Below are 12724 nucleotides of genomic sequence, written 5' to 3' on the forward strand. Positions count from 1 at the left end.
CGGGTTGGCGCTGGACTTAACGCAGAAAGGCCCCGGCGCAGACCGGAGCTTTTCAAGCGGTTTCTCACTTCATGCCGGGTTATTGGCTGATGATTTTCACGTTTTCGCCGCCGGGGAGTGCGGCCGTGGCAAACAGAATGGGCACGGTGAAGCTCACGGCCACGGGCTTGCCGTCTTGGGTGCCGGGCTTGAAGCGCGGCAACTGCGCAATGGCGGCCAGTACCGCCGCGTCGTATTCCGGCCCGAGGCCCTTCACGATTTGCGGGTTGAATACATCGCCGGTGCTGTTCACGACGAAGGAAACGAATACCCGGCCCGTTTTCTGGCTGGCCACCGTTACCTGCGGGTAAGTCAGGTGATTTTGGATGTATTCGACGATGCCCCGGGTGCCCCCGCCGGTGGTCAGCTCGGGCATTTTCTCTACGTAGGTGTACACCTTTTCCAGCGTGGGCGGGGGTGGCGGGGGCGTCATGGCGGCTTGCGCAGCGCTCGGCGCAGCCGGCTCGGTGGGCGACGCGACTTTCTCGCAGGCAACGGTGAACAATAAGGCGCCGAGCAGCGGCAGCGCCAGCCACTGCTTCCAGCGGCGAATGGGGTTGTTTTTCTGTATCATGGCAATGCGACGTAGGGTTTGGGAATGGGAGAAGGTGTGCGCAAGCGGGACGGAGAAACCGAGGCGGCTGGCCACTTGCCGGGCCAGCAGGTGCGTGTAAGATTGAGCGGGCGAAAAGGCCGGCGCCAAACTGGTGGCGTGGCGCAGAGCGGCCTCATCGGCTAGGTATTCGTGGGTGAGGGCCAGGGCCCGGCCGCACAAATGCACGAAGGGGTTGAACCACAGCCCGGCGCGCAGCAGCTCCAGCAGCAGGCGGTCGTAGGTGTGGCCCTGGCGCACGTGGGCCAGTTCGTGGCGTAGCACCTGGTCGGCTTCGGCCGGGCTCAGGGCCAGGGTTTCATCCCAGAAAATGAGGCGGCCGAACGAACTGGTGGGCAACTGGCCGTGAGTAGGCACCAGCGTGTAGCCTTCGCATTTTTCGCGGGCCAGGCGGCGCGTGTTTCGCCACAATTGTCCCATTTCGACGGCTAGGCGGCCCAGCATGAAAACGGCGCCGGCCAGGTACACCAGTAGCAGCACCCGGGGCCAGTCGAGGAGCGCCGCCGGCGCTTCGCCGGGCCCCACGGCCACCGTGGGCAGCAGCACGGCGGCTACGCCGGCCAGCGGAGCGGACCCGGCGTTCCAAGTGGCGGGCACGGCCACGGGCAGCAGCGGCAGGCCCGCCGCCAGCAGCGGCCCTAGCACCAGAAACCAACGGTTGTAGGCGAAGCTGCGCTCCTGGCGCAGGACCAAGCGGTAGCAGAGCCACCACGCGCCCAGCAGCACCGTGCTGAGCAGCATCCAATTAAGCAGGCTGATTGGGGTTGTCATCGTCGGTGGGGTTTTGGGGTTGGGAAGCGTGGCGGAGTAGTTCGTCGAGTTGGGCGGCGTCGAGGTTTTCTTCTTTGGCGAAAAAGGAAATCAGTCGGCTAAAGGAATTGCCGAAATGCCCGCCCAGCAGCTTGCGCAGCGAAAAGCGGCGGTAGTCGTCCTGCTGCACCAGCACGAAGTAGCGGTGCGTGCGGCCAAAGGCTTCGTGGTCGACGAAGCCTTTGGTTTCGAGGATACGGATGATGGTCGAGACGGTGTTGTAAGCCGGCTGGGGGGCCGGCAGCTCGGCCAGCACGTCCTTCACGAAAGAGGGGCCAAGGCGCCAGAGCACCTGCATGACTTGTTCTTCGGCGCGGGTGAGTTCGGGGAAAGCAGCGGGGTCCATGTGGTGGTCGGGAATGGGGATATCAGGGTATTACAAACGTACAACTAATTTTTTAGTTTTAAAACTATGTCATTAGTTCACAAGAAAAGACGCTTGAAACCCAGCGGCGGCAGTGGCAAAGCCGCTTCCGGCCCAAGGCTGCGGGTAGTGCGAAGCGAAAATGGCTGAGCTACGTAAGCCTCCAGAAATGCCGCCTCGCGTCTTGGTGTGCAACGGCTTACTTTCATGCCCATGAGTAGAATTATACCCTGCTGGCCACTCGTTCTAATGAGCAGCTTTACCGCTTTCGCTCAAACCGAAACCGCCCCGCCGTCTGCCGCCGCGCCCGTGCCCAATTCCAGCCCCGCCAGTGCTTTGCCTGCTTCGCCCCGGCAGTTGTTTCCGGGTTTGTTTGAAGCGGTGCAGCTGGGCCGGGTTTTTCCGGATAACAAAACCTTTGTCGATGCCGCGCCCCGGCAGCGGCCGGCCACCATTCTGGCCGCATGGCAGCGCGAGAAAAGCCAGCCGGGCTTTCAGCTTAAGGCCTTCGTGACCGCGCATTTCGACCTGCCAACCGATGGCGCAACGCCCTTTAAAACCGACCTCAAAGCCGGCCTGCGTCAGCACCTCGACACCCTGTGGACGGTGCTGGCTCGGCCCGCCGCGCCGGCTGCCAGCCCGGCCGACTCGCTGGCCGAGTTTCGCTCGCTGCTGCCGCTGCCTAAGCCGTATCTGGTGCCGGGCGGGCGGTTTCGGGAGGTGTATTACTGGGATTCGTACTTCACGATGCTGGGGCTGGCCGAGGCCGGCAAAGGGCCGCTGCTGAAGGATATTACCGACAATTTTGCCTTTCTCATCGGGCGCTACGGCTTCATTCCGAACGGCAACCGCACCTACTACCTCACCCGCTCGCAGCCGCCGTTTTTCGCCAACATGGTGCAGCTGCTGGCCCAGGAGCGCGGCAACGGCGAGCTGCTGCGCTACCGCGCCGCCCTGGAGGCCGAATACCGCTACTGGATGCACGGCGCCGAAGAGCTCAAGCCCGGCAGCGCCGCCGGCCGGGTGGTGCGCCTGCCCGATGGCGCCCTGCTGAACCGCTATTGGGACGACAGCGACGAGCCCCGCGAAGAATCGTACGCGGAGGACGTAGCCGCGGCCAAACAGAGCAAGCAACCCGCCGCGCAGTTCTACCGCAACGTGCGGGCGGCAGCGGCCTCGGGTTGGGATTTCAGCAGCCGCTGGTTTGGGCCGGCGGGTGGGCTAGGCAGTATTCAGACCACCGATTTGCTGCCGGTGGACCTGAACTGCCTGCTTTTCAACCTGGAAATGACCCTGGCCGAAGCTGCCCGCACGGCGGGCCAGCTGGCGCAGTTCCGCAGCTACCGGGCCAAGGCAAATCAGCGCCAACAGGCCTTGTTGGCCTTGTGCTGGGACGCGAAGGCCGGGTGGTTTCAGGACTATAACTGGCAGAGGCGGGAGCAGTCGCCGGTGCGCAGCCTGGCGGGCGTGTTTCCGCTGGCGTTTGGGCTGGCCACGCCGGAGCAGGCGGCGCGGGTGGCCACGGGCCTGAAAACCAGCTTCCTCAAGCCCGGCGGCCTGGTAACCACCCTCACCGCCACCCGCCAGCAGTGGGACGCGCCCAACGGCTGGGCCCCGCTGCAATACCTGGCCGTGGAAGGCCTCGCGCGCTACGGGCAGCCGGCCCTCGCCGACACCATTGCCAACCGCTGGATTCGCCTCAACAGCCGCGTATTTGCCCAAACTGGCAAACTGCTGGAGAAGTACGACGTGGTGAACGTGAACCGGCCCGCCGGGGGCGGCGAGTACCCGTTGCAGGACGGCTTTGGGTGGACCAACGGCGTGCTGCTGCGCCTGCTGAACCGGGAGAACACGAAGAGGTAGTGGGCTGTCTGTCATCCTGAGCGCAGCGAAGGACCTTCTCACGTTAGAACGCTTGCAGTTCAGCGGTGAGAAGGTCCTTCGCTGCGCTCAGGATGACAGACGCCCCTTCCGAATAACAGTCCCGTAAAAAAGGTTGGCCTCCCCGGCAGCCTTTTTGGGAGGTAACTTGTCTGACGGGCAGCGCCCGGCCGGGTTGCCGCTGCCTTTCCACTGTTAATGCCCCTTTCTACGGAACTGGACGAGCTTCTTGCCGCCTGCCGTCGCTACGAACCAGCGGCGCAGCGGAAGCTCTATGCCCGCTACGCCGCCCTGATGCTGGGCGTGGCGCGGCGCTACACCCGTTCCCTGGACGAGGCCGAGGACATTCTGCAAGATGCTTTCATCAAGGTTTTTACCCGCCTGAATGAATTTCGGGGCGAGGGCTCGTTTGAGGGCTGGATGCGGCGCACGGTGGTGAACACGGCCCTCAACCACTGGCAAAGCGGGCAGCACCGCCGCCAGCAACTGCTGCTCGACGACGTGCCCGAACCCTTCGCCCCCGATGCCGACGCCTTCGACCGCCTGGGCGTGGCCGAGGTGCTGGCCCTGATGGAACGCCTGCCCGAAGGCTGCCGCATGGTCCTCAACCTCTACGCCATCGACGGCTACACCCACGGCGAAATCGCGGAAATGCTGGGCATTCAGGAAAGTACCTCCAAGGCCCAGCTCAGCAAGGCCCGCAAACAACTCCACCTGCTGCACCAGCAGCAGACCAGCTATTACCGATTATGATACCCGAACCAGACGATAACCGCCTTGATGAGTCCCTGCGCAGCAAGTTTGAGCAGTTTGCCCCGCCGCCCAGCGGCCGGGTGTGGCCGGGCATTGCCCCGCACGTAGGCCCACCGCCCCTGCCGCGCCCACGACGGCGGTCCTTGCCGCTGCCATTGCTGTTTGGCCTCACGGCGCTGCTGGCCGGACTGGTCGGCTGGCTCCTGCCGCACGGTGTCGAGGTGCCCGCTGCTGCGGTAAAAGTAGCACAGGTGGACACGGCGCAGAAGTCGAAAATGACGCAACATAAGGCCAGTATGGTACCATCGGGCTTTTATTCGCCCAACCTGGAGGTGAATTCGCCAGCGCTAAAACCCGCTTTACCAGCGCGGAACTCCCAAGCGGCAAACCTGCACTCAGGTTTGGCCGGTACTAAGTCGAATTCGCTGAGCTTGAAGTCAGGTTTGGCCAACCTGAGCCTGGCTTTGGCAAATGAGAAGACCAGAACACGGAAATTGGGGCTGGCCCTTGCCCTTCGGGATGCTGAAAGCCGCCGCCGCAACAACCAGTTGCCGCCAACGCAGGAGCAAAACGTTCCTGCTTCGGCGTCGGCAGTAGCAACCGAAGCCACAACCGAACCACCCCAGCCGCTGGCAGACGCGGCCGTGACGAGCCTGCCGGCATCTGCTCCCGACTCGCTGCCCACCACCCTGCGCCCGCTGGTAGCCCTGGAGCGCCAGACGCTGGGGCAGCTGCCGAGCACCGCCACGCTGGCCGCCGGGCCACTCGAAGCCGAAAGTCGCACCGGCTTCATCGGCACGCTGCGCCGGGAGCGGGCCGAGCTGCTGCGCCTCCAGCGCCGCACCGATAGCCTGCTGCTGGCCCTCGGCGACATTCTGCCCGGTGCGCCCGCCGTGGCCGCCCGCCCCGATTCAACCCAACCAACAACCGACAGCAAACAACCGGCAACCAACCGCTGGAGCGTGCTGCTCACGGCCACGCCCGAGCAAAATACCCTCACCCTGCAAGGGCCGGAAAACGACAACCTCACCGCCTTGCGCCGCAACCACGAAACCGGCCGCGCCGGCTTCAGTGCCGCAGCCCTGGCCGAATACAAGCTGACGCCGCGCCTTGGCGTGGGCGGCGGCGTGGGCTACACCACCTTCGGGGCCGACCTGCGCGTGACCAACAAAACCACCGACGTGAACGTGACCTACAACACCACGACCACGACCAACACCGCCGTGTACACGGCCGTCAACCAGACGCACTCCATCCGCATCATTCAGGTGCCGCAGCTCTCGCCCCGGTTCAATGGCAGCGGCCAGGTAATTGGCTACGACACGGTGTATGTGGCCCGGCAAGACACGGTGTATTCGACAACCATTCAGCACGATACCGTGCGGACCACCAACCGAGTCACCACTCCCACCATTACCAAAAAAGAAACGCTGACCTCCAAGCTGCTCCAGCCCAACTACCGCTTCTTTACGGTGCCGGTGCTGCTGCGCTACCGCCTGGCCGCGCCCGGCACCAGCCGCCTGTGGACCGATGTGGCCCTGGGCGCGCAGCTGCAATTTTTCCTCGGCGGCACCCAGGTGGTGACGGACGATGGCGAAAACTTCCGCACCGAAAAAATCACGGCCGGCAACGGGCCTTTCCGGACCCTGAACGTGGCACTTTCGGGCTCGTTGGCCCTGAACTACGCCCTTACCAACCGCCTCAGCGTGAGCGTGGCGCCCAGCATGCGCTGGCAGGCGTTGTCGCTGTATAAGTCCGAAACCGGCCTTATTCAGCAGCCCACCGCCACGGGGCTGATGTTCGGGGTACGGTTCGGGCTCTAAACTATTTGTTGCCGGGCCGGCAGCCTTTTGCGGACGGCTCCGGTCTGGCCCTCAGAAACGCAGTACCGCGCTCCGGCCGGAGCGGTGCTGGCCGGTTTCACTGCGCGCGGCCACGCCTCTGGCTTCTTCCATCCTCTTTCTGATGCTCATGAAAATTCTACGCCATTGCTACCTGTTACTGTTTTTTCTGTCCGTGGCTGGCCTGGGGTCGGCGCGGGCGCAGTCGTTTACCTGGGCTAAAGTGGCCCGTGGGGCGCTCGATTCGACCGCAGTACAATTGCAGGCCAGTGCTACTGACGCGACCGGTAACACCTACGTAGCTGTCCAGTTTCGTGATAGTTTGCGAGCGGGCAGCTTCTTTCTCTCGACACTCGGCAGCCGTTCCGTCGGACTAATCAAGTATGATTCTACCGGTGTAGTAGTATGGGCAAAGCTGTTGCGAAACATTATAGTAGGTCAACTAGCGGCCGATAACAGTAGTGGTAGCGTATTCATTACGGCTAGCATTGGTAGTACAAACGGAGGCATTTGGGATGGTAACGCTGTAGCATTTAATGCGAACTCGGCTTTTTTTGGTAGATTTTCAAGCAATTCAACACTGCAATGGACTCAGACATTACCAGTACTGCCTCAACCCTACTATGAAGGACATAGAATAGTTGCCGATGGAGCAGGAAACGCTTATATTCTGGGCACTGTGAATGGCAATACAACTTTTAATGGGATGAGTCTGCTTAATAGACAATTATTATTTTTAAAAACTAACGGCGCAGGTACTTTGCAATGGGCGCAGGTGTTACATGGCGACTTTTCAAACTCTCTATCCAGTTACGTTTTAGGCGCTAAACCAAGCGGGGGGTGCTTGATAAGCGGACAACTGGCCGGACCATTGTATTTGGGTTCGGGCACCACGAATGTTCTGCTCACCGCTCGGCCACAATACGACTATTTTGTGAGCAGTTTTGATAATAATGGTGCGCACCAATGGAGCACTCTGGTAGGAAATGCTACGGCTGGCACGCAAGCCTACGGGGCGGTTGGTGCAGCTGCTGCCGATGCTAGCGGCAATTGTTACGTTACAGGGAATGCCTATGGCTCACTGCCTTTGGGCGGCAGTATCGTAAGCGGTTATTTCTTGGCTAAATACGATGCGGTCGGCACACTTCAATGGGCGCGGAATATATTGAATACCAACGGTTCTGGAGTGCTCGCCGTAGGAAGCACTGGCCCTACGGTTGTCATTGGCACTTTCGTATCAAACGGCCTAGCTGCTCCCCTTGCTGGCACCATTCTTCTGCGCTCACCGGCCAACATATTGCATTACAACGCACAAGGGCTGGAACAATGGGCTGTAGCTAGCACTTGGACGTCTGCTTCGCCTTCTTTCTCTCCCATGAGCTTAGGCAGCGATGCCCGCGGCAATTTGTATCCTGTTGGGATGCCACAATTTGCACGCTTTCGGAACATTCCGACCCCAATACCCGCCATTTTGCTGGGCGCTCAGACGGTATTGGGCAATGGTGCCATCGTATCTCGCCTCAACACCTACGCCAATACCCTGCGTGGGCAAGTATATTTCGACTTGAACGGAAATGGCCAGCAAGACACTGGCGAGGGCGTTTTCCCACGTCAGACCACGGCATTATTAGTTCAAGGCGGTGCCACTTCCTATTCTCCAGTAAATACCAGTGGTGAATTTCAAGCTTACGCTAATTCAGGCACTTATTCTCTGAGCCTGGGCCTGATACCGTCCAGCTATACCCTGACGCAGCCAGCCAGCGGTGCGTATACGGGCACTTTTACCGGTAATAGCCAGCTTGTAAGTGGCCAAAACTTCGGTATTGCACCAATCGCCAATCAAGCAGATATCCGGGTTACGCTCACATCCTACAGCATTCCTCGAGCGGGTTTGACTACGCGTTACCGCCTCACGCTGGAAAACGTGGGGACCACAACCGTGCCAGCAGGCACGGCTACGCTGGCGCTCGATAGCCACATAACATACATAAGCAGCACGCCCAGCGGCACGGTAGCGGGCCAAACTATCACCTTGAATTATGCTGCGCTGGCTCCTTTCGGGCAGTCAAGTTATGATGTGCTGTTCAGCCTGCCTATTAATACCGCAATCGGTACGGCTCTCTCTACTATAGCTTCCGCCCCGCTAACCGGCGACGTGGTACCGGCCGATAACACTGCTACCCTAGCCCAAACCGTGGTGGGAGCTTATGACCCCAACAGCATTGAGGTCAACTACGACCGCCTGACGCCCACTCAAGTGGCCGCCCAGCAGCCGCTCGATTATACCATTCACTTCCAGAACCTGGGCACGGCTTCGGCCCAGAATGTCATTCTTAGTGACACGCTGGATTTTCGCAAGCTCAATCTGGCCAGCCTGATGCTGGTGTCGCAGTCGCACAGCTGCATCTGGAGCCTCACCAGCACCGGCCCCAATACCGGCCAGCTCACGGTGCGCTTCCTGGGCATCAACCTGCCCGAGCGCAACGTCGATGTGATTCGCTCGCAGGGCTTCGTGCGGTTCCGAGTGCAGCCCAAAACGACCTTGGCCGTGGGCGAAATCATTCCCAACCGCGCCGGCATCGTGTTCGACTACAACGCGCCGGTACTCACCAACACGGCCACCACCACCGTGTTCTTGGCCACCGCCGCCCTGACCCGCCCCGAAGCCCCGGCCTGGACGGCCTACCCCAACCCGGCCACCGACGCCATCACCCTCACCGCCGAGCTGGCCACCGCCGGCCCGGTGCGGGTGGAGCTGCTCGACATGCTGGGCCGCCCCGTGCGCCAGCAAACCCTGACCGCCCCCGCCGGCCCCTTGCGCCAAACCGTGGACCTGCGCGGCCTGGCCGCCGGCGTGTACGTGCTGCGCCTCACCCCGCCCACCGGCCCGGCCACCAGCCGGCAGGTGGTGCGCAACTAGCCTTCTACCTTTTTTCTGGCTACCGAGCCGGGCCGCCCAGTGGAGCGGCCCGGCTTTTTGCGTTTTTACGCCTGGGCAGTTGGTCGATTTCGTGCGGCCATTCATCACGGTGTTGAGGGAATTGGTCTGGGCAACGGGAAAGCGCGGCCAAGCACGCGGCCGCTCGGCCAGTGGTTTGGCACGGTTTTGCAATGTTCCCTTTCATCGGCCAGCAGCCGGGCCGGGTGCCCGGCCCAACCAAGCGGCCGGCTTCTTTCACTCCTTTCAACCTTTCTGGTTATGAAATTTTCACGCCTTTCGGGCGGCCTGGCCGCGGCTTGCCTATTGATTTCTGCGGCAGCAACTACTGCATCAGCCCAAGGGGCCCGCGACGCCTACGGCAACCCCAAAGCCGCGCCGTCGCCCCGGCCGATGGGCCCCGTGCGCCGCGCCCCCAGCTATTCGCGGCAGCCGGTGTACTCAGCCGCGGTCAGGGCCAGCACATCGGGCGTGCGGTTTGGTTTCCGGGGCGGGCTGAACGTGGCCGACCTGCAAGGCGATGCCGTGCAGAGCTTCACCACCCTGGCCGGCTACGCTCCCGACGGCACCATCACCAAGCAGATGCGCCCCGGCTTCTATGCCGGCCTCTACGCCACGCTGCCTCTGGGGCCCAGCTTCGCCATTGAGCCGGGCGTGAACTACTCCGAAAAAGGCGCGGTGCTGCGGGCTTCGCTGCCCTTCCCGGCCCTCGATTTCCTGAACGCCAACGTGACCGGCACGGCCCGCCTGGCCTATGTGGATGTGCCGGTGCTGGCCAAGGTATTCATCACGCCCGGCTTCTACCTCTATGCCGGCCCCCAGGCTTCCTTCCTGGTCAGCGGCAAGGCGCGGGTCGATGCCGGCGTGCTGGGCTTCTCGGCCTACAAGCAGGATTTCGATGTAGCGGACCAGCTGCGCAAGGTTGATTTCGCCGCCGTGGGTGGCCTCGGCTACCAGTTCGAAAACGGCCTCGGCATCAGCGCCGGCTACGACTACGGCCTCACCTCGCTCGACGCTGGCAACCGCTTCCAGGCCTACAACCGCGTGGCCAAAGTGGGCCTGAACTACTCCTTCTAATTCTAAAGCCGATTAACGGCCATTATCGTCCCCTGTTTTTTCGTCCTATTTATTCGTAAGCATCCGAGATAGATTATTGAAAAGGCCCCGCTGGTAGCACAGCGGGGCCTTTCTGGTTTGTGGCTGTCATCTCTGGCTTCGTTTGTCATCCTGAGCGCAGCGAAGGACCTTCTCACCGCTAAACAGTTTGTAGAGGTAACTGGCCCAGCTGTGACAAGGTCCTTCGCTGCGCTCAGGATGACAGATGGAACTCTCCTACCGCGCCCCCACGGTGCCGCTGCTGCTCAGGCCCTCGGCCAAACGCACGAGGCGCACCAGCTCGGCGCGGTAGCCGTCGGAATCGGCGCCGCGGGCGTCGTTGGCCAGTTTTTCGGTGGCGGCCCAGGTGGCGGTGCCGCGCTGCTCGCTTTGGCGCAGCAACATGCCGAACTGCGCCACGGCGGCCGCGAAGCGGAAGTCGGGCGAGGCCTTCTCGATGGCTTCGGGCGCGCCTACCAGGGGCTGGGCCAGAAGCTTGCTGCTGCTGCCTTGCGGCTCTTTGTAGCGCAGCTTCACGGTCAGCACGTCGTTGGTGAGGAACTGCTGCATGGAAGCTGCAGTGGGTTTGCTGGGCTGGTATTTCAGGTCGTCGATAAGGGGCTGGGCGCTGCCCACGGGCACTATTTCGTAGAGGGCTGTGACGGTGTGGCCCGCGCCCAGCTCACCGGCATCTTTGCGGTCGTTGTTGAAATCCTCGGCTTCGAGCATCCGGTTTTCGTAGCCCACCAGGCGGTAGTTGGCCACGCGGGCGGGGTTGAATTCGATTTGTAGCTTCACGTCCTTGGCTACGGTGAAGAGCGTGCCGCCGAACTGCGCCACCAGCACCCGGCCGGCTTCGTCGAGGTTGTCGAGGTAGGCGTAGTTGCCGTTGCCTTTGTCGGCCAGGGTTTCCATGCGGGCGTCGCGCAGGTTGCCGCGTCCGCAGCCCAGCACCGTCAGGAAAATGCCGGTTTCGCGCTGGTCTACAATGAGCTGCTCCATGGCCGCATCGGAGCTTTCGCCCACGTTAAAATCGCCATCGGTGGCCAGAATCACGCGGTTGTTGCCCTCTTTGTTGAAACTTTGCTTGGCGGTAGAATAGGCCAGTCGCAGGCCCGCACCGCCAGCCGTAGAGCCACCCGCCTGCAAGCGCTCAATGGCATCGAGAATAGCCTGTGGCTGTGAGCCGGGCGTGGGCGGCAGCACGAGGCCGGCCGCCCCAGCGTAGGCCACCAGCGCCACATGGTCCTGGGGGCGCAGCTGTTTCACCAGCAGTTTCAGGCCGGCCTGCACCAGCGGCAGGCGGTCGGGGCTGTCCATCGAGCCCGATACATCGACCAGGAAGACTAGGTTGGCGGGCGGCAGCTTGGCGGTTTCCACTTTCTTGGCCTGAATGCCGATGCGGGCCAGCTGGTGCGCGGTGTTCCAGGGGCACACGGCCAGCTCGGTGCTGATGCGCACGGGGTCGGGTGAGGTGGCAGCTGGCGCGGCGTAGTCGTAACGGAAGTAGTTCAGCATTTCCTCTACCCGCACGGCGTCGCGCGGGGGCAGCTGGCCTTCGTTCAGGAAGCGGCGCACGTTGGTATAAGAAGCATTATCTACATCCAGCGAAAAGGTGCTGAGCGGGGCATTCTTCGCCGAGAAAAAGGCGTTTTCCTTAACGTGGGCGTAGGTGTCGCCGGCTCCGGCTTCCTCCTTGGCCGGCAGGGTGGGCAGGGGCGCGGCCATTGTGCTGCTCGGTAGCAATTCGTAGTCAGCGGTGGAATAGCCCACCTCATTTTTGGCCCGTTTAGCTTTCCGGGCAGGCGCCGCACCGCGTATCTGGACGCCGGCAACCTTGCCCTCCAGCCCCTGCACTTGCGAAACGGAACCGGTTACGTCGCGGCGGGTCTGGCTGCCGTAGCCCGTCACCACCACCTCGTTCAATTGCCGGTTATCGGCGGCCAGGCTCAGGTTGATGGTGTGCAGCTTGCCCACCGGCTTGCTCACCGTCAGGTAGCCGACGGAGCTGAACTGGAGCACCGCCTTGGCTGCGTTGAGCACCATCAGGGAGTAACGACCTTGTGCATCGGTACTGGCACCCGTGACCGTGCCCTTGATGAGCACCGTGACACCCGGCAGCGGCTGATGACTGGCCTGGTCAGTCACCTGGCCGGATACCACCCAGTCTTTCGTGGTGTTTTCCAGCGCCGACTGGCCGGCAGGAGTAGGCGAGGGCGTGGCTTGGGCCGCGACGGACGCCGGGCGCAGCAAGACGGTGAGCAGCGGTAGCAACAACAGGTTTCGCATGACAGCAGGGGTTTGGGGTGAAACTTGCTGACTTGATGCGGGAGGGCGGCGGATTGCACACGTGGCATTGAAAGAAAACAGGCCGTCATGCCGAGCGCAGC

The 12724-nt window shown here is 62.2% G+C and carries 8 protein-coding genes; 5 read left to right on the forward strand and 3 right to left on the reverse strand.

Translation table 11 applies throughout. The features are described 5' to 3' along the window. Window positions 1–79 precede the first annotated feature (79 nt). Window positions 80–1423: a TonB family protein gene (locus JKL48_RS01620; RefSeq protein ID WP_201977703.1), complete on the reverse strand. Its 1344-nt coding sequence runs from the start codon at window positions 1421–1423 to the stop codon at window positions 80–82. Beyond that, window positions 1398–1808: a BlaI/MecI/CopY family transcriptional regulator gene (locus tag JKL48_RS01625; RefSeq protein ID WP_201977705.1), complete on the reverse strand. Its 411-nt coding sequence runs from the start codon at window positions 1806–1808 to the stop codon at window positions 1398–1400. The genes JKL48_RS01620 and JKL48_RS01625 overlap by 26 nt, the downstream gene beginning before the upstream one ends. Before the next feature lie 267 nt (window positions 1809–2075). Here JKL48_RS01625 and treF point away from each other — a divergent pair, with 267 nt between their 5' ends. The 5 genes from treF to JKL48_RS01650 all read left to right on the forward strand — a co-directional run bounded on the left by treF (window position 2076) and on the right by JKL48_RS01650 (window position 10316). Continuing rightward, complete coding sequence (gene treF, locus JKL48_RS01630; protein WP_201977707.1) at window positions 2076–3689, forward strand: alpha,alpha-trehalase TreF; 1614 nt, start codon at window positions 2076–2078, stop codon at window positions 3687–3689. 216 nt (window positions 3690–3905) lie between these two features. Next, a complete protein-coding gene (locus tag JKL48_RS01635; protein ID WP_201977708.1) occupies window positions 3906–4460 on the forward strand; it encodes an RNA polymerase sigma factor in 555 nt (184 codons plus the stop codon). Next, complete coding sequence (locus JKL48_RS01640; RefSeq protein WP_201977709.1) at window positions 4457–6283, forward strand: hypothetical protein; 1827 nt, start codon at window positions 4457–4459, stop codon at window positions 6281–6283. The genes JKL48_RS01635 and JKL48_RS01640 overlap by 4 nt, the downstream gene beginning before the upstream one ends. Window positions 6284–8192: 1909 nt before the next feature. Next, window positions 8193–9221, forward strand: a complete 1029-nt coding sequence (locus JKL48_RS23345) for a T9SS type A sorting domain-containing protein (protein ID WP_201977710.1) — start codon at window positions 8193–8195, stop codon at window positions 9219–9221. Between the two features lie 279 nt (window positions 9222–9500). After that, window positions 9501–10316: a porin family protein gene (locus JKL48_RS01650; RefSeq protein WP_201977711.1), complete on the forward strand. Its 816-nt coding sequence runs from the start codon at window positions 9501–9503 to the stop codon at window positions 10314–10316. Between the two features lie 255 nt (window positions 10317–10571). On the opposite strand, the gene JKL48_RS01655 is transcribed toward JKL48_RS01650, so the two are convergent. Then, window positions 10572–12623 (reverse strand): vWA domain-containing protein, encoded by a 2052-nt coding sequence (locus JKL48_RS01655; RefSeq protein ID WP_201977712.1) that lies wholly within the window; start codon window positions 12621–12623, stop codon window positions 10572–10574. Between the last annotated feature and the right edge of the window lie 101 nt (window positions 12624–12724).

This window comes from Hymenobacter rubidus, from assembly GCF_016734815.1.
Lineage (GTDB): Bacteria > Bacteroidota > Bacteroidia > Cytophagales > Hymenobacteraceae > Hymenobacter > Hymenobacter rubidus.

What these genes read in the sequence shown, in the direction of transcription:
- JKL48_RS01620 (WP_201977703.1), bottom strand. Translation starts at nt 1,423, where the DNA reads ATGACAACCCCAATCAGCCTGCTTAATTGGATGCTGCTCAGCACGGTG.
- JKL48_RS01625 (WP_201977705.1), bottom strand. Translation starts at nt 1,808, where the DNA reads ATGGACCCCGCTGCTTTCCCCGAACTCACCCGCGCCGAAGAACAAGTC.
- treF (WP_201977707.1), top strand. Translation starts at nt 2,076, where the DNA reads ATGAGCAGCTTTACCGCTTTCGCTCAAACCGAAACCGCCCCGCCGTCT.
- JKL48_RS01635 (WP_201977708.1), top strand. Translation starts at nt 3,906, where the DNA reads ATGCCCCTTTCTACGGAACTGGACGAGCTTCTTGCCGCCTGCCGTCGC.
- JKL48_RS01640 (WP_201977709.1), top strand. Translation starts at nt 4,457, where the DNA reads ATGATACCCGAACCAGACGATAACCGCCTTGATGAGTCCCTGCGCAGC.
- JKL48_RS01650 (WP_201977711.1), top strand. Translation starts at nt 9,501, where the DNA reads ATGAAATTTTCACGCCTTTCGGGCGGCCTGGCCGCGGCTTGCCTATTG.
- JKL48_RS01655 (WP_201977712.1), bottom strand. Translation starts at nt 12,623, where the DNA reads ATGCGAAACCTGTTGTTGCTACCGCTGCTCACCGTCTTGCTGCGCCCG.